12 protein-coding genes and 3 pseudogenes are annotated in these 17,407 nt (G+C 72.2%); 7 read left to right on the top strand and 8 right to left on the bottom strand.

The features are described from left to right. Nucleotides 1-96: 96 nt before the first annotated feature. Nucleotides 97-2,349: a carboxypeptidase regulatory-like domain-containing protein gene (locus CMS_RS14375; protein WP_012300138.1), complete on the top strand. Its 2,253-nt coding sequence runs from the start codon at nucleotides 97-99 to the stop codon at nucleotides 2,347-2,349. 240 nt (nucleotides 2,350-2,589) lie between these two features. On the opposite strand, the pseudogene CMS_RS18370 reads toward CMS_RS14375, so the two are convergent. Together CMS_RS18370 and CMS_RS14385 are read right to left on the bottom strand one after the other, a co-directional pair. Next, a pseudogene (locus CMS_RS18370) lies at nucleotides 2,590-2,886 on the bottom strand (nuclear transport factor 2 family protein); the annotation flags it as partial. Nucleotides 2,887-2,915: 29 nt separating this feature from the next. Beyond that, a complete protein-coding gene (locus CMS_RS14385; RefSeq protein ID WP_012300139.1) occupies nucleotides 2,916-5,354 on the bottom strand; it encodes a phosphoketolase family protein in 2,439 nt (812 codons plus the stop codon). A gap of 1,396 nt (nucleotides 5,355-6,750) precedes the next feature. Between CMS_RS14385 and CMS_RS14395 the strand changes: the two genes are divergently transcribed. Then, entirely contained in the window at nucleotides 6,751-7,917 is a 1,167-nt protein-coding gene (locus tag CMS_RS14395; protein WP_076612010.1) for an IS30-like element ISCmi3 family transposase, read from the top strand. A gap of 74 nt (nucleotides 7,918-7,991) precedes the next feature. Here the strand turns inward: CMS_RS14395 and CMS_RS14400 are convergent, their stop codons facing one another. Then, nucleotides 7,992-8,870: a patatin-like phospholipase family protein gene (locus CMS_RS14400; RefSeq protein ID WP_012300141.1), complete on the bottom strand. Its 879-nt coding sequence runs from the start codon at nucleotides 8,868-8,870 to the stop codon at nucleotides 7,992-7,994. A 131-nt stretch (nucleotides 8,871-9,001) separates the two neighbouring features. Next, nucleotides 9,002-9,556 carry a MarR family transcriptional regulator gene (locus CMS_RS14405; protein ID WP_041464745.1) on the bottom strand — a complete coding sequence of 185 codons (555 nt, stop codon included), beginning with the start codon at nucleotides 9,554-9,556 and terminating at the stop codon, nucleotides 9,002-9,004. A gap of 77 nt (nucleotides 9,557-9,633) precedes the next feature. Between CMS_RS14405 and CMS_RS14410 the strand changes: the two genes are divergently transcribed. Beyond that, the gene (locus CMS_RS14410) at nucleotides 9,634-11,616 is read left to right on the top strand and encodes an MMPL family transporter (protein ID WP_012300143.1); all 1,983 of its coding nucleotides are present in this window, start codon (nucleotides 9,634-9,636) and stop codon (nucleotides 11,614-11,616) included. A gap of 29 nt (nucleotides 11,617-11,645) precedes the next feature. Here the strand turns inward: CMS_RS14410 and CMS_RS18375 are convergent. Continuing rightward, nucleotides 11,646-11,897, bottom strand: a pseudogene (locus CMS_RS18375) (TetR family transcriptional regulator); the annotation flags it as partial. Between CMS_RS18375 and CMS_RS18380 the strand changes: the two are divergent. Further along, nucleotides 11,869-12,298 (top strand): annotated as a pseudogene (locus tag CMS_RS18380) (DIP1984 family protein). The pseudogenes CMS_RS18375 and CMS_RS18380 sit on opposite strands and share 29 nt — an antisense overlap. A gap of 260 nt (nucleotides 12,299-12,558) precedes the next feature. Next, on the top strand, nucleotides 12,559-13,194 hold the full coding sequence (locus CMS_RS14420) for an isochorismatase family protein (protein WP_041464746.1): 636 nt from the start codon (nucleotides 12,559-12,561) through the stop codon (nucleotides 13,192-13,194). Nucleotides 13,195-13,202: 8 nt separating this feature from the next. Here CMS_RS14420 and CMS_RS14425 read toward each other — a convergent pair whose 3' ends face one another. Together CMS_RS14425 and ald are read right to left on the bottom strand one after the other, a co-directional pair. After that, nucleotides 13,203-13,928, bottom strand: coding sequence for a DUF4190 domain-containing protein (locus tag CMS_RS14425; RefSeq protein WP_012300145.1), 726 nt, complete (start codon nucleotides 13,926-13,928; stop codon nucleotides 13,203-13,205). Between the two features lie 73 nt (nucleotides 13,929-14,001). Then, nucleotides 14,002-15,120 (bottom strand): alanine dehydrogenase, encoded by a 1,119-nt coding sequence (ald, locus tag CMS_RS14430; protein ID WP_012300146.1) that lies wholly within the window; start codon nucleotides 15,118-15,120, stop codon nucleotides 14,002-14,004. A 167-nt stretch (nucleotides 15,121-15,287) separates the two neighbouring features. On the opposite strand from ald, the gene CMS_RS14435 reads away from it, so the two are divergent. Together CMS_RS14435 and CMS_RS14440 are read left to right on the top strand one after the other, a co-directional pair. Continuing rightward, nucleotides 15,288-15,782: an Lrp/AsnC family transcriptional regulator gene (locus CMS_RS14435; RefSeq protein WP_012300147.1), complete on the top strand. Its 495-nt coding sequence runs from the start codon at nucleotides 15,288-15,290 to the stop codon at nucleotides 15,780-15,782. Nucleotides 15,783-15,879: 97 nt separating this feature from the next. Next, entirely contained in the window at nucleotides 15,880-16,842 is a 963-nt protein-coding gene (locus CMS_RS14440; RefSeq protein ID WP_012300148.1) for an IS481 family transposase, read from the top strand. Here the strand turns inward: CMS_RS14440 and CMS_RS14445 are convergent. Further along, nucleotides 16,839-17,399 (bottom strand): GNAT family N-acetyltransferase, encoded by a 561-nt coding sequence (locus CMS_RS14445; RefSeq protein WP_041464747.1) that lies wholly within the window; start codon nucleotides 17,397-17,399, stop codon nucleotides 16,839-16,841. The two genes, CMS_RS14440 and CMS_RS14445, sit on opposite strands and share 4 nt — an antisense overlap. Between the last annotated feature and the right edge of the window lie 8 nt (nucleotides 17,400-17,407).

The following is a 17,407-nucleotide window of genomic DNA, read 5'->3' on the forward strand; positions in this document are numbered from 1 at the left end:
TCATCGGGTCAGCCCGAACTGGGTACGGCGCGAGGCACCGCGTGCGCGGTAGGACTGGACCGGGCCGCATCGAACCGGTCCGGATCCGGGAGCACCATGTCATCCGTTCGCCGCAGGGCCGTCGTCGGCCTCGTCTCGCTGGCCCTCGTGGCCTCCGCCCAGGTCGGGATCGCGTCGGGGGCATCCGCCGCGACCGCGCCGGCCCCCACGCCCGCCGGGTCCGCCGCAGCGACCGCCGCGACGCCCGCCGCCCTCGTGTTCACCGCTTCGCCCACCCCCACCGTCAGGGGCACGACGGAGGTCGGCGCGACGCTCACGGCCGTCACCGGCACGTGGACCCCGACGCCCGGCACCTTCCTCTACCGCTGGGCGCGCGACGGCGTCGCCATCCCGGGCGCGACGCGGGCGACGTACGCGCTCGTCGCGGCCGACCAGGGGAAACGGCTCACCGTCTCCGTCACCGCGGTGAAGACCCGCTACCCGTCCACGACCCGCACGAGCGAGCCGACGACCGCGGTCGCACCGAAGGGCGGGGCGCCCGAGGTCCGCCTCCCGTTCACGGCGGCGCCCGTGCCGACGATCACCGGATCCGTGACCGTCGGCGGCACCGTCACGGCCGTCCCCGGCTCGTGGTCGCCCTCCCCGCGCCTCGCGTACCAGTGGTTCGCCGGATCCACGGCGATCCGCGACGCGAACGTCGCCACCTACGAGCCCACCGCCGCGGACCTCGGCCAGGAGCTCAGCGTCTCGGTCGCGGCCTTCCGCGACGGGTACGCCACCACCACCCGCATGAGCGCGGGCGCGATCGTGTCGGAGGGCACCTTCCCCGAGCGCACCTTCGTCATCCGCGGCGAGGCGCGCGTGGGCGGGTACCTCGACGTGGCGAACGAGACGTACTCCTACGAGGCGGACCGCACCTACACGTGGGCCGCCGACGGCGTGACGATCGCCGGTGAGACGAGCGACGGGTACCGCCCCGTCGTCGCCGACATCGGCAAGCGCATCACGGCCACGATCACCGGCTCGGCCGCCGGCTTCACGACGGAGACCCGCACGACCACGCCGACGGCGCCGGTCGTGGCCGCCGATGCGGCTCCGGTCGTCGAGACCGGCGTCGTCTCGGGCCGTGTCTTCCTCGGATCCGCCACGGACGCGAACCTCCTCGGCGACGGCATCGTGAGCGCCAGCCGTGTGTCCGACGGCACTGGCCGAGACGGTCGGCTCGTCGACGGCTCCTTCGAGGTGAGGGACCTCGGGCCCGGGGTCTACACGCTCTCGGTCTTCACGGAGGTCGACGGGGTCTACGCTTCCCAGCCCTATCGCGCGCCCGGCGACCCCGCTCGGGCCACCCGCTTCACCGTCACGAACGACGGCGCGGTGCGGCTCGATGTGGTCCTCGTGCGCCATGCGTCGATCAGCGGCACCGTGACGCAGAGCGACGGGCAACCCGCCGTGGGCTCGAACGTCGAGGTGTTCCCGGTGCGCGGTGGCGAGCCCGTCGGCGGCGGACGCACCGATGCGGCCGGGCGGTTCCGCATCTCATCGGAGTGGCTCACGCCCGGCCAGTACGAGGTGCGATTCGGCGCCCCGTTCGAGAACCCCGAGGGCTACATCGGCGAGTGGTACGGCGACACCGACGACCGCAACAGGGCGAAGCGCATCACCGTGGTGGGCACCGATGCGGTCACCGGGATCGACGCCGAGCTGACCCGGGGCAGCCGCCTCGAGGGCGTCCTGCAGGCCGGCGCGGCCGGCGAGGAGTCCAGCGCCGTCTACCTCGTGCCCGAGACCGCGGCGCTCCTGGGCTCCGGCCCGCGCAGCGGCCGCTTGACGGGCGTGGACCAGTCCGGCCGCTTCAGCCTCACGCAGATCACGCCTGGCCGCTACTACGTGTATGCCCAGACGACGCGCTACGAGGCGCCGTCCTACGGTCCGCAGTGGGTGGGCGGCACGGGCACGCTCGCGACCGCCACCGTCTTCACGGTGCGACGCGGCGCGGACCTCCCGTTCCTCGACATCCGGATGAAGCAGGACTCGTCGGTCACCGTGGTCCTCGCCGGCGTGACAGCGCCCGGCTGGGAGCAGCGCGCCATCGTGGAGCTGCTGCAGGACGGCGTCGTCGTGAAGCAGTACGGCGTGATTCCCGGCTCCTCGACGTTCATCCCCAATGTGGCTCCCGGCACGTACCGGGTGCGCGTCTCGCACATCCGCGACGGCGTGTGGATCCCCACCTGGTGGGCCGGTGGCACGGGCGCCGACCGCTCGCGGATCGTCGTGAACGTCGACCGGAGCGTGCGCATCGCCGTGCGCGCCGCCACGGGCACGGAACCGCCCGCGCAGGCACGCTGATCCGAGACGCACGCGCGCGCCGATCTCCTGGGGTCGGCGCGCGCATGCGGCGGATGCGGCGGTCCCGGGGATTCGAGTGCGACCTACCCCACGATCGGATCCGCCGCCGCCTCCGCCCTGCCGCTGGCCGCGACCACCGCGAGCGCGCGTGAGCACCTGGAGGTCCTCCATCGTCTCCACGTCGGTGACTCTGCCCCACCGCAGCGTCATGAACTGGAACATCGTGTTGCTGTAGACCTCGCCCCCGGGGAGCGGGCCGCGGATCCCCGCCCGCACCGCCACGCGCGTGCGCCACGGACCCCCGCGCACGATGACCTCGTGGATGGTGAACCGCGCGCCCGGGAGCACCTCGCGCACGCGCTGCCACCAGCGGATCATCGCGTCGCGCGACGTGCGCCGACCGCAGAGGGCGTGGTCGCCGTGGAACAGGTACGTGAAGGGCTCCCCCAGCCCGTCGACCATCTCCATGTGGTCGCCCGCGTTGATCCGGTCGAACACCGAGCGGACCCGGGCCTCCACGATGCGCGCGTAGATCATGGTGCCGTCCTTATCCCGTCCCCGCGCCGCTAGGCATTGTCGTCGCCGCTGTCGATCGCGACCTGGCGCGACGGATCCGCGAACGGCAGCCCCTCCGCGCCCGACACGTCGGGCATGTCCTCGCCGTACTGCCGCGTGTGCACGCGGTGCGCGATGCGCTCGTCGTCCATGCGCTGCGAGAGGCCCGCGTAGGTGGTCTCGAGGTGCGGCACGCGGCGGATCACGTCCATCACGAGCCGGAACCGGTCGAGGTCGTTGAGCATCAGCATGTCGAACGGCGTGGTCGTGCCGCCCTGCTCGACGAAGCCGCGCACGTGCATGTTCTCGTGGTTGTGGCGCTTGTACGTGAGGCGGTGGATGAGCGACGGGTAGCCGTGGAACGCGAAGACCACGGGCTTGTCGCGCGTGAACAGCGCGTCGAAGGACCCGTCGTCGAGGCCGTGCGGGTGCTGCGTCGAGTCCTGCAGCCGCATCAGGTCGACCACGTTGATGAACCGCACGCGCAGCTGCGGGATCTCCCGCTTGAGGATCTGCACCGCCGCCATCGCCTCCACCGTCGGGATGTCGCCCGCGCATGCGACGACCACGTCCGGCTCGAGCCCCGGCACCTCGGTGCCCGCCCACTCCCACACGCCGACGCCGCGCGCCCCGTGCGCCCGCGCCTCCTCGAGCGACAGCAGGCTCGCCGTCGGCTGCTTGCCCGCGACGACGACGTTGATCAGATCCGTGCCGCGGAGGCAGTGGTCCATGGTCACGAGCAGCGAGTTCGCGTCGAACGGCAGGTACACGCGCACGATCTCGGCGCGCTTGTTCACGACGTGGTCGAGGAATCCCGGGTCCTGGTGCGAGAAGCCGTTGTGGTCCTGCCGCCACACGTGCGACGACAGCAGGTACGTGAACGACGCGACCGGCCGCCGCCACTCCACCTTTGAGCTCGACTCGAGCCACTTCGCGTACTGGTTGAACATCGAGTCGACGATGTGGATGAAGGCCTCGTACGACGTGAAGATCCCGTGCCTGCCGGTGAGCAGGTACGCCTCGAGAAGCCCCTGCGTGATGTTCTCGTTGAGGATCTCGATGACCCGGCCCTCGTGCGCCAGGTGCTCGTCGACCGGCAGCACCTCGCCCTGCCAGGCCTTCGCGGTGACCTCGTACACGTCGTCGAGCCGGTTGCTGGCGGTCTCGTCGGGGCCGAAGATCCGGAAGTCGAGCGGGTTGCGGGCGATCACGTCGCGCAGCCAGCCGCCGAGCACGCGGGTCGGCTCGGCGATGACGCCGCGGCCGTCGCTCAGGTCGACCGCGTTCACCTCGAGCGGCGGCAGCCGGAGGTCGCGGCGGAGCAGGCCGCCGTTCGCATGCGGGTTGGCGCTCATCCGCCGGTCGCCCTCGGGGCGGTTCGGCTGGAGCGCGGGCGTCAGCCGGCCGTCGCGGTCGAAGAGCTCGTGCGGGCGGTAGCTCTCCATCCACTCCTGGAGCTGGCGGAGGTGATCCGGGTCGTCGCGAACTCCCGAGAGCGGCACCTGGTGCGCGCGCCACGTGCCCTCGACCTGCTTGCCGTCGACCTCCTTCGGGCCGGTCCAGCCCTTCGGGGTGCGGAGGATCAGCATCGGCCAGGCCGGGCGCTCGTCGCTGCCGCCCGTGCGGGCCGCGAGCTGGATCCGGCTGATCTCGTCGAGCGCGTCGCCGAGCGCCAGCGCGAACCGCTCGTGCACGGCCGCGTGGTCCTCGCCGTCGAAGCCCCCCGAGACGATCCGCAGGGAGTAGCCGTAACCGGTGAACAGCGCGAGCAGCTCCTCCTCGGGGATGCGCGCGAGCACGGTGGGGTTCGCGATCTTCCAGCCGTTGAGGTTGAGGATCGGCAGCACCGCGCCGTCCGTCTCCGGGTCGAGGAACTTGTCGAGGTGCCAGCTGGCGGCGAGCGTCGCGGTCTCCGCCTCGCCGTCGCCGATCACGCAGGAGACGACGAGGTCGGGGTTGTCGAGCGCGGCGCCGTACGCGTGCACGAGGGAGTAGCCGAGCTCGCCGCCCTCGTTGATGGATCCGGGCGTCTCCGGCGCCGCGTGCGACGGCACGCCGCCCGGGAACGAGAACTGGCGGAAGAGGTGCCGGAGGCCCTCGCGGTCGGGCGTCGCCGCGGAGAAGAGCTCCGAGTAGGTGCCGTCGAGGTAGGCGTTCGCGACCATGCCGGGGCCGCCGTGGCCGGGGCCGGCGATGTAGATCATGTCGAGGTCGCGCTCGATGATCGCCCGGTTGAGGTGCGCGTAGACGAAGTTCAGCAGCGGGGTCGTGCCCCAGTGCCCGAGCAGGCGCGGCTTGATGTCGTCGCGCGTGAGCGGGCGCTCCAGCAGCGGGTCGTCGAGCAGGTAGATCTGCCCGACGGACAGGTAGTTGGCGGCGCGCCACCAGCCGTCGACGACGTCGAGGTAGAGGGGTGCGGACGGGTCGCGGGGTGCGGTGTCTGAGGCCATGCATCAGCCTACGGCGGTGGCATCGCGCGCGACCCGGGGCGGCGGATCCGATCAGGAGGGTCGCAGGTCGGCGGAGCGGGCCCGCACGTCGTCTCGTGGGCGGTCCGCCTGCCGGCAGGATCGACGCCACGCCCAGCGGCAAGAACAGCACGGATGAGACGACCGTCGCGAGACCCTGCGCGACGATCACCGATCGCATCACCGCTGATGAGTCGCGGACGGTGGATGTGGTCGATTCCCCGGCCGCGGGCACGAGGGCGTCCGATGGTCGAGCAGGCAAGGTTACCTCTGACACTCCCGCGTGCGGTTCGCGTGATGCGCGCGCACTGCTGTGTCGTCTGCAGATCCCGGCCGGCCGCGCCGACGACCATCCTCCGTGGCGCCCAGATCTTCGCCGGACCTGCCGAGTAGCCCGCCCCTGAACCGATCTCGCCCCTGTCCTGCCAACCGGGCGCGGCGATTCGTGGACCACGAGCGATGCGATGCGGCCGAGCTCACCGTGGCCCCTCCGCACCATGCCCCTTCGACCCGGACATCCCAGATCGCGTTGCCAACGGGTGCATGAGCGGTCGTCCTCACCTGTCCCGTCCAGCAGTCTCCGACCGCGCTCGTTCGGATGAGGGCCTCGTCCTCCGATGTGAAGGTTGTCTCCACCGCGTCCGTTGGGGAGAGGGTGACGGACTTGGTCGACGAAGCGGGCACGAGGTACGGCTGGAGTGCAGCCCTGTCGCCGTCGGGAAGCATGGCATAGGCGCGGCCGGGGTCCGGGCTGGCTTGGACGTGAGCATGGGCATCACCTGCATGAGCCCAGGCGCCTTCGGCGAGCTGGGACCCTCTCCGGTTTCTGGTGCGTAGGGACAGGGGTGATGGAGCAGGGGTCGGCGTATCTGACGCCTTCCCGCAGATCTCCTCCCCGGCTGCTTCGCTCAGCGAGCCGCTGCCACCCGCTCCGCTTCCCCCGCATCTTCTCGTCGAGCCCCATCGCGACGAGGACGTCGACGATCGAGCCGAAGTCGCCCTTCTGCAGGAGCGCCTCCATCGCATCGCTGTGGTCGGCGGCGGATGCGTAGATCACATCCTCCAGCTCGGCGGCGCCCGTCGGCGAGCCACGGGGACGTCCCTGCGCGCTCGCCGGAGGCGGCGGATTCTCGTGGTCCCCGCAACACCCTGAGTTCAGGGGGTTGCGGGGATCGTGGTTTCGGGTGAGTTGCGGCGGGAGTTCTTCGAGGTACTGGACCGGGTCGATGGCAGCATCACGGCTGCTGCGGCTGTGGTCGGGGTGAGTCGGAACACCGCGTACGGGTGGGCGCGCACGGCTGGTGTGCGTGGGCGCGGGAAGTCCGGTACAGCGGGGCATCCAGGGCGTGGCGAGTACGAGCGGCTCCGCGTGGAGGGGATGTCCCGGCGGGTAGCCGCGTCGCGGGTCGGTGTGCATGAGCGCACTGCGCAGGACTGGGACCGCGGCTGGATGAAGCGGGGCAGTGTTCGGATTCATGCTGATGGTCGGCGGATCGAGTACAACACCGGGATGGCTACCATCACGGGACCGCGTCTGCCCGCTGTCGACGCTGTTCTGCATCCGCGGTTCCTGACCGTGATCGAGCGGGAGACGATCGCGGATCTGCGCCGTCAGGACCTGTCGCTGCGCGCGATCGGGCGGGTTCTGGGTCGGCCGGCATCGACGATCAAACGCGAGCTCGATGCCCGCACGGTCGCGGGGACCTACCAGCCCCACGCGGCGCACCGGGCCTGGGCAGCGAGCCGCTCTCGTCCGAAGCGGGCGAAGCTCGCTCAGGACGGGCCGCTGCGGGACTACGTCGCACGCAAGCTGATGCTGCGCTGGTCACCGGAGCAGATCTCCCGCCTGCTGGTTCGGGAGTTCCCGGGCGAGGAGAGTATGCGGGTGAGCACGGAGACGATCTACCAAGCGATCTACGTCCAGGCCCGCGGCGGACTGCGCCGCGAAGTCGCCGACGCGTTACGCACCGGCCGCACCCGCCGCAGACCCCGCACCCGCCCAGAGCATCGCACTCAACGGTTCGTGGACCCGATGGTCATGATCGCTGACCGGCCCGCGGAGATCGAGGACCGGGCAGTCCCTGGGCATTGGGAGGGTGATCTGATCGTCGGCACGAGCTCACAGTCCGCGATCGTGACTCTGGTCGAACGCACCACCCGCTACGTCATGCTCGGCCATCTCCCCGGCGGGCATACCGCCGAGGAAGTCCGTGACGTGCTCGTGCCCTTGATCAGCACCCTGCCTGCACACCTACGTGGATCGTTGACCTGGGACCAGGGCGCTGAGATGGCGAGCCACCGCCAGATCAGCATCCAGGCCGGAATCCCGGTCTATTTCTGCGATCCGCACTCACCCTGGCAACGCGGCAGCAACGAGAACACCAACGGACTCCTGCGCCAGTACTTCCCTAAGGGCACCGATCTCGCCGCCCATACCTCCGCCGACCTCGAACATGTCGCTCAGCAGCTCAACGGCCGACCACGCAAAACGCTCGACTGGGACACCCCAGCCGAGCGAATGCGTGCTCTACTGACAACCATCTAAATCATCAGGTGTTGCGACGACCACGAGAATCCGCCGGTGCGCGGCCGGGCCCCTCGTCGTGGTGCGGGCGCGGATCAGCCCCAGAAGGCGCGGACCTCCTCGGCGAGCCGCTCGCCCTGGCGGCGGCCCGCCTCCGCGGAGGCCGTGCGGGTCGAGAGCAGGAGCGAGTTCTCGCCGAACGCGGCCGTGCTCTCGGCGTCGGCCTGGATCACGAGCACATCGGCCCGGCCGCGCAGCTGCGTCACCACGGTGGAGAGCGTCGGGCCCATGCCGCTCTGCGGGGCCTCGGGGCCGCACACGATGACGAGGATCCGCTCGTGGTCGGCGACGACGTCGGCGTTCGTGCCGGAGCGCATGCCGCCGTCCATGTAGGGGCGGCCGTCGATGGTGACGGGCGGGAAGACGCCGGGGACGGCGCAGCTCGCGGCCGACGCGCGCACGAGGTCGGCGCCGGAGGCCTTGTCGAAGACCGTGAAGCGGCCCGTACCGGCGTCGACCGCGGTGATGCGGAGATCCTGCTCGGGCCAGTCGCGGATGGGCAGCAGCTGGCCGATGCGCTCGACGCTCGCCGCGTCGTCCACCTCGGGGTCGTACTCCTCGAGCGCGAGCTCGCCGATCCTCTGGCGCGTCGGGATCTCGCCCGCGGTGCTCGCGATGCCCTCCCCGATGACCTCGACGGTGCGCGCGAGGTCGCGGCTCCCCATCGGCTCGGCCATGCCCGCGACGTCGACGAAGTGCTCGTCGTAGGCGGCGGCGATGGCGCCCGCGCGCAGGTTGATCGCGACGACCGATCCGGCCGACGTGCCGACCACCGTGTCGGCCGCGCCGAGGTCGATGCCCGCGGCGAGGAGTCCGGACAGCAGGCCCGTCTCCCACGCGATCCCGGCGACGCCTCCGCCGCCGAGGACCAGTCCCCGCGTCGGCGTGGTCGTGTTCCGCTCGGTCCCGGTCATGGTCCTCCTCTGCCGCGTGCCCGCGGGCCGCATGGTCGTCGTGGTGGTGGTGGTTGATGCGGGTCCATCATCCCCGAACAGGGTGGACGCCGCCCGAGCGCCCGATGCACGCGCGATGGACGGGGACGGGATCATCGGCCGTCGGGCGGCTCCGCGGCGGCTCCGGATCCCGCGGGACCCGCGGCCGCCTCCCGGTAGACCTCGCGCACCTCGCCGAGGAACCGCGTCACGGCGGCGCGCTCCGCGTCGGTCAGGGCGTCGGCAGCGCGCGCGACGCCGCCGATCATCGGCATCAGCTCCGCCATGGCGCGGCCGACGGAGGCGGGTCGCGGGACGACGACGACCCGGCGGCGGTCGTGCGGGTGCGGGCGGCGGTCGACGTGGCCGACCTCGACGAGCCGGTCGACCACGAGCGTCGCGGCGGCGGTGGAGATCCCGAGGCGGCCCGCGAGCTCGGTGGGCGACAGCGAGCCCGCCTGGATGAGGTGCTCCATCGCCTTCATGTCGGTGGGGTTCACATCGAGCACGCCGCCGAGCCGGCGCTCGAATCCTGCCGCGAGGCCGAGCACGTCGCGGAGGATCCGGCCGAGCTCGCCGGCTCCGTCCGCCTCGGCCGGGACGCCCGTGCCCGGTGCCGGGAGCGCGTCAAGCGTCCCCGGTTCGGGGCGGGGACGGGCTCGGGGCATGCCGTCATCGTACGCCGGAGGTAGCTAAGGCGCTTGACCATCAGTAGGCTGACGATCACCGCACCCCTGGAGGACCCGTGAGATCCATCGCCCGCTTCGTCAGCTCCCGCCGCACCGCCTGGATGGCGCTCGTCGCGGCGGCCGTCGCCGTCGCCGCCCTGTTCGCCCTCCTGCCGAAGGGCGAGGCGGACGCGTTCCCGCCCTCCGGCCTGCCGGAGTCGAGCCAGGCGCGGCAGGTGAGCGAGCTGCTCGAGCGGTTCCCGAGCGCGGACACGACCGTCGGGATCCTCGTCTTCAGCAGGGACGGCGCCGCCCTCACGGAGGCCGACACCGCGGCGATCGGGCAGCGCGCCGAGGCGCTGGCGGCCGACTCGATCGCCCCGCAGGCCGTGGTGCCGCAGGTGAGCGACGACGGGACGGCCGCGCTCGTGGCCGTCCCGCTCGACGCCTCGGACGCCACCGACGACGTCGCCGGGACCGCAGGGGCCCTCCGCGCCACGGCCGCGGAGGGCCTCCCGGACGGGCTCGTCGCGCAGCTCACCGGCCCCGTCGGCTTCCAGGCCGACATCTCGAACGCGTTCGCGGGCGCCGACTTCCGGCTCCTGCTCGTGACGGTGCTCGTGGTCGCGGTGCTGCTCATCGTCACGTACCGCAGCCCCGTGCTCTGGATCGTCCCGCTCGTCGCGGTCGGCGTCGCCGACGGCCTCGCCCGCGTGGTCGTCACGGCCCTCGCGGAGCCGCTCGGGATCACGATCGACGCCTCGATCGGCGGGATCCTCTCGGTGCTGGTCTTCGGCGCCGGCACGAACTACGCGCTGCTGCTCGTGGCGCGCTACCGGGAGGAGCTGACGCGCCAGGAGGACCGCCACGCGGCGATGCTCACGGCGGTCACGAGCGCGGGCCCCGCCATCGCGGCGAGCGGCGGCACGGTCGCGCTCAGCCTCATCACCCTGCTGCTCGCCGAGCTCTCCGGCAACCGCGCGCTCGGCTTCGCGTGCGCGATCGGCGTGCTCATCGCGATCGCCGCTGCTCTCCTCGTGCTGCCGGCCGCCCTCGTGGTTTGCGGCCGAGGCCTGTTCTGGCCGTTCATCCCGCGCGCCGGGACCGACGCCGACCACGGCGGGAAGCCGGGCGTGTGGCGGCGTCTCGGCCTCCGGGTCCGGCGCCGCCCCGCGGTCGTGGCCGCCGCGGCCCTCGCGGGTGTCGGCGTGCTCGCGCTCGGCCTCGTCGGCGCGCGCGTCGGCCTGTCGCAGACGGACCAGCTGCTCGGCGACCCCGAGTCGGTCGCCGCCCAGGAGGTCGTCGACGCCTCGTTCTCCGCCGGCCTCACGGCGCAGACCGTGATGCTCGCGCCGGACGCGGTGGCCGCCGACGCGGTCGCCACCGCCGAGTCCATCCCCGGAGTCGCGAGCGCCCGCGCCGGCGAGTCGGCGGAGGGCCGCACCCGCATCGACGTGCAGCTCGACGCCGAGCCGGAGAGCACGGCGGCCTTCGCGGCCGTGCAGGACCTCCGCGACGCGTACGCGGACGCTCCGGGCGCGGAGTCCACGACGCTCGTGGGCGGCAGCGACGCCACGGCCGCCGACACCGCCGCGTCGTCCGAGCGCGACCAGGGGCTGATCATCCCGATCATCCTGGCCATCGTCTTCGTGATCCTCGGCCTGCTGCTGCGCTCCCTGGTGGCCCCGGTGCTGCTCATCGCGAGCGTGTTGGCCACGTTCTTCGCGAGCCTCGGGGCCGCGAACGTCCTGTTCCAGCAGGTGCTGGGCTTCCCCGCGTTCGACGCGAACGTGGTGCTGTTCGCGTTCCTCTTCCTGGTGGCGCTGGGGGTCGACTACAACATCTTCCTCGTCACCCGGGCGCGCGAGGAGCGGCGCCTGCACGGCACACGCGAGGGGATGGTGTGGGCTCTCGCGTCGACGGGCGGCGTGATCACGAGCGCGTCGGCGTACGCCTCCCCCAGCGGCCGGTCGCCCGGGCCCTCGCCGAGGAGGCGCTCGAGCTCCGCCCCGACGACGTCCGCGCCACCCCAGACGAGGTCGGCCTTCGACGGGAAGTAGCGGAAGAGGCTGCGGCGGCCGACGCCCGCGGCCTCGGCGATGTCGGCCATGCTGACCGCCTCGTAGCCCCGCTCCGCGAAGAGGCCGATGGCGACGCGGGCGAGGTCCTGCGCGTCGATCGCGGCGGGGCGGCCGAGGGCGGGCCGGTCGCTCGGCGGGGTCGACGGCATGTCGGGAATCGTATCCCGCGGCCCGTTCCCCGGATCCGCAGCGCTGTGGCACCGTGGGGGCATGAGACTCGCGGAAGCTCTGATGGAACGGTCCGACCTGCAGAGGCGCATCGAGTCGCTGCGGAGCAGGATCCAGGCGACGGCCCGGTACCAGGAGGGCGAGGATCACGCGGAGGACGCGGCGGCGCTGCTCGCGGAGGCGGGCGAGACGGTGGATCGGCTCGCGGGGCTCGTGACGCGGATCAACCTCACGAACACGGCCGCCCGCCTCGACGACGGCACGGCACTCACGGCGGCGCTCGCCCGGAGGGACGCCCTGCGGACGCGGCACGGGATCCTCACCGCCGCGGCAGATGCGGAGCGAGCTGCGGCAGATCTCCGCGCTGCCGATCCGCGACGTGCGCGACCGGGCCGACGACACGGCCCGGGAGCTGCGGGAGCTCGACGCGCGGATCCAGCGCGCGAACTGGGAGGTGGAGCTGGTCGACGAGGTCGACGGGACGGAGGCGTAGGGGCGAGTCGGTAGTCGTCCGGAGCGGGCACACCCCGGCGGGTCAGCGGGCAATCTGATCCCCTGTGGCGCGGAGGGCAGCGCACCCGGCGAGAGCCGAGCACACGTCAGCCCCGCACCTCGCACCGGGAACGGTGCACGGGTACAGCTCACCACCACGTGCCGGTCGGACGACGAGGGAGGGTTCGGGGACCTCGCCCCCACGCGCGATGATCGAGGTGCGCGTCGAACGACGCCCGCCGATCCAGCCCAGGAGCCCCCATGCCCGCACCCCGTCGCGCCCTCGTCCTCGTCGACGTCCAGCAGGAGTACTTCGCCGGTCCGCTCGAGATCCGGCACCCGGATCCCGCCGAGTCGGTGCGCGTGATCGCCCGCGCCGTCGACGCGGCGACCGAGGCCGGGATCCCGGTCGTCGTCGTGCAGCACGACTCCGGCGCGGGCGCGCCGGTCTTCGACCCGACGACCGACGCGTTCCGCCTGCACCCCGAGCTGGAGTCGCGCCGCACGGACGCGTGGAAGGCCGTGACGAAGTCGAAGGGCTCGGTCTTCGCGGGCACCGACCTCGTCGAGTGGGTGCGTGCGGAGGGCGTCGACACGATCACGCTGGTCGGCTACATGACCAACAACTGCATCCTCGCGTCGTCGGTGGAGGCCGAGGGGCTCGACATCGCGGCCGAGGTGCTCTCGGACGCGACCGGCGCGATCGCGATCGCCAACGCGGCCGGATCCGTCGACGCCGCGACCGTGCACGGCACCCTCATGGCGCTGCTGCACTCCAACTTCGCCGCGGTCGCGACGACCGACGCGTGGATCGCGGCGGTTGCGTCCGGCGACGCGCTCCCGAAGGACGGCCTCGCGACCTCCGCGATGGCGGGCGCGGCGCGCTCCGCGGGCTGATCAGCGCGTCACTCGGACGCGTCACGCAGCTGCTCTGCGGTGGCCGTGCAGGCGACGGACGCGCCGGTGCCGGTCGCCGTCTGCTCAGCGACCACGGTGGTGCCGACGAGGATCCGGCACACGATGCCGCCGCCGTCGATCGTGGAACCGTCGATCGTGGAACCGTCGGTCGCGGCGCCGTCGACGCCGACGGTGCCGGAGATCGCGAAGGACGCGCTGTCGAAGCCTGCCGAGTCGGGGACGATGATCTCGCGCGTGAAGGGCAACGTCGCGGCGAGGTCCTGCTCGGTCCCGAGCGATCCGCCCACCGAGGTCACCCAGACGGCGGCGGCCGATGTCGTGCCGCCCGTGCCCTCCAGCTCGTAGGTGAAGCGGACGTCGTCGGCGGCGCCGGCCGACGACCGCGCCTCGGACTCCTCCACGGCGCCGGTGATGGCGGTGACGATGCCGGCCGTGTAGACGATCGCGAGCACGATCGAGAGGATCAGCGCGACCACGCTTAGGATGAGGCCGCCGAACGCCATGCCCTTCGGCCGGTCCCGGAGGATCAGGCCGACGATCCCGAGCACGATGCCCACGACCGCGAGGAACCCCGACACGTAGTTGAGGATCGGGATGACCGAGCCGACGAGCGACAGCACGCCGACGATGAGCGCGGCGAGGCCGACGCCGTTGAACGACTTCCGCTCACGGGGTGCGGTCGGCTCGGGCTCGGGGGCGTAGCGGAAGGTCATGCATCGACCCTGCCAGGGATGCGGGCGGATCCGGCCGCCGCGGGGTCACGATCCCGCGACGGCCTGTCGCGCGTCAGGCGGCCAGCACCTCCGCGACCGGCGTCAGCGGCATGTCGAGCGCCGCCGCGACGTGCGGCTCGGTCACGTGCCCGTCGTGCACGTTGAGCCCGAGGGCGAGCGCGGGATCCTCCGCGAGCGCCCGCTTCCACCCCTTCTCGGCGAGGGCGATCACGTACGGCAGCGTCGCGTTGGTGAGCGCGCGCGTGGAGGTCTCCGGCACCGCGCCGGGCATGTTGGCGACGCAGTAGTAGACGCTGTCGTGCACCGCGAAGGTCGGGTCGTCGTGCGTGGTGGGGCGGGATCCCTCGAAGCAGCCGCCCTGGTCGATGGCGATGTCGACGAGCACGGAGCCCTTCTTCATGGTCGCGACCATCGCGTCGGTCACGAGCTTCGGGGCCTGCGCGCCGGGGATGAGGACCGAGCCGATGACGAGGTCCGCGTCCTTCAGCTGCGCCGCGATCTCGTACGCGGAGGACACGCGCGTCTGCACCTGCCCGCCGAAGCGGATCTCGAGCTCGCGGAGGCGCGGGATGGAGAGGTCGATGATCGTGACGTCGGCGCCCATGCCGAGCGCGTTCGCCGCCGCGTGCTCGCCCGCGACGCCGCCGCCGATCACGACGACCCGCGCCTTCGGGGTGCCGGGGACGCCGCCGAGGAGGATCCCGCGCCCGCCGGCCGCGCGCATCAGGTGGTACGCGCCGACCTGGGTGGAGAGCCGGCCGGCGACCTCGCTCATCGGCTGGAGCAGCGGCAGCTGGCGGTTCGGGAGCTGCACCGTCTCGTAGGCGATGGCCGTCGTGCCGGACGCGACGAGCGCGTCCGTGCAGGGCCTGGACGCCGCGAGGTGCAGGTAGGTGAAGAGGGTCTGTCCGGCGCGCATGCGCGGGTACTCCTCGAGGATCGGCTCCTTGACCTTGAGCAGCAGATCCGCCTGGCCCCACACCTCGTCGGCGGTGGCGACGATGGTCGCGCCGGCCTCGACGTAGTCGGCGTCGGTGATGCTCGATCCGAGCCCCGCGCCCTCCTGCACGAGCACCTCGTGGCCGCGGCGCACGAGCTCGTGCACGCCCGCGGGCGTGGCGGCGACCCGGTTCTCGTTGTTCTTGATCTCGGTGGGGATCCCGACCTTCATGCGCGTGCTCCGTCTCGTCTCCCCGCGAGGTGCGGCCGGCGGCAGCGATGCGGGAGGGCGGGACCCATGGTGGCCATCGTGCGTCCCAGGCGCGTGGAATCCGTAGGATCTTCCGCGACAGCCGCTCGATCTGCACGATCCTGCGCCCGCTAGCCGAGGAGGACCGGATGCCGACGAAGGATGTGCGGACGCCCGAGCCGCTCGACCAGGTCGACCGGAAGCTGGTCGCCCTCCTCCGAGCCGACGCGCGCACCCCGAACAGCCGCCTCGCCGAGCAGGCGGGCATCGCGCCGTCGACGTGCGTGACCCGCGTGCGCGGCCTCGTCGAACGCGGCGTGATCACCGGCTTCACCGCCACGATCGACGCGGATGCGGTGGGCGTGGGCCTGCAGGCGCTCATCAGCATCGCGATCCGCGCGGGCGCCCGCCACGAGATGGCCGCGTTCGCCGATGAGATGCGCGAGCTCGCCGATGTCGTGCAGCTCTTCTTCCTCGGCGGATCCGAGGACTTCATCGTCCACATCGCCGTCCGCGACAGCGACCACCTCCGCGACTTCGTCCTCCAGCACCTGTCGGCGCATCCGGCCGTCGCGTCGACCCGCACGAGCGTCGTGTTCGACCACCACTACTCGGGGCCGGCGGTGGGGGATCCGGCCGACTAGCTGTAGTTCCTCGGGAGGTTGTGAACGCTGGGGCGGATAGCGAAGACCTCCGGGACGATGTGGGTTACCACACTCATCAACGTCCACGGAGGTCTTCGTGACTCACGCTAACGCCCCGTTCACTCCCGTGGGCAGGGTTCGGCTTGCCCGGTTGATCGTTGAGGACGGGTGGCCGGTCCGGCGTGCGGCGGAGAGGTTCCAGTGCTCGCCGGCGACGGCGTCGAGATGGGCTCGCCGGTATCGGGCCGGGTTGCCGATGACAGATCGCTCATCCCGCCCGCACCGGCAACCGACCCGCACGAGTCAGCGTCGGGAGCGGCGGATCATCGCGCTGAGATTCACTCGCCGGTGGGGCCCGCACCGCATCAGCTACCACCTGCGTATCCCCCGTTCCACGGTCGAGCGGGTCCTCCGTCGCTACCGGATGCCGTTGCTCACGCACCTGGATTCCGCGACGGGACTCCCCGTCCGACGCTCGCCCGCGCGACGCTACGAGCACTCCTCACCGGGAGATCTGGTCCACGTCGACATCAAGAAGCTCGGCCGCATCCCGGACGGCGGCGGGCACCGAGTCCTCGGCAGAGCGGCCGGCCGGAAGAACAACCCCCGGACCGGGCGGGGATACGCGTTCCTGCACCACGCCGTGGATGACCACTCCCGACTCGCGTACTCCGAGATCCTCACCGACGAGCGCAAGGAGACCGCCGCCGCGTTCTGGGCCCGCGCGAACGCGTTCTTCACCACCGCGGGCATCACCGTGATCCGTGTCCTGACGGACAACGGCTCCTGCTACCGCTCCCACGCCTTCACCGAGGCGCTCGGCACCATCGCCCACACACGCACCCGCCCCTACCGGCCCCAGACCAACGGGAAGGTCGAGCGCTTCAACCGCACCCTCGCCACGGAATGGGCTTACGCCCACCCCTACCTCACCGACGAGGCCCGCGCCGCGACCTACCCTGCCTGGCTGCATCACTACAACCACCACCGCCCCCACACCGGCATCGGCGGACTCACGCCCGCCGAACGCGTTCACAACCTCACTGGGAACTACAGCTAGGCGCCGTCGGCGGGTGCGTCGCGCAGGTCGCGCGTCATCCACACGCTGTCGCCGTGCGCGGGATCTGCGGTGACGCGGCCGCTGTCGACGAAGCCCGCCCTCTCGAGGACGCGGAAGGACGGCGCGTTCCAGCGGCGCACCGTGGCCCAGAGCCGCGAGCGGCCGGTGTCCCGCGCCGCGTCGACGACGGCGTGCGCCGCCTCCGTCGCGAACCCCCGCCCGTGGAACTCCCGCAGCAGCTCGAAGGCCATCTCCTGCTCCTCCACGGAGGCGCTGCCGACGACCAGGCCGCAGTAGCCGACCATCCCGGGCTCGTCGCGACGCTCGATCGCCAGCAGCCGGATCCCGGTGCGCATCGACTCCTCCGCCTGCACCACGAGCCGGGTGCGGACTTCGTCCCGCGAGGGATGGCCGTCGCCGTCGATGCGTCGCGAGGCGGGGCCGCGGGCGTCGCGTTCGGTCCAGAGCCGGTGCACGACGTCGGCGTCCGCCGGGCCCATCGGTCGCAGCAGGAGGCGCGCGGTCTCGAGGTGCGCGGGCAGCGGCGGGGTGGGCAGCCGCTCAC

The organism is Clavibacter sepedonicus (assembly GCF_000069225.1).
Classification (GTDB): domain Bacteria; phylum Actinomycetota; class Actinomycetes; order Actinomycetales; family Microbacteriaceae; genus Clavibacter; species Clavibacter sepedonicus.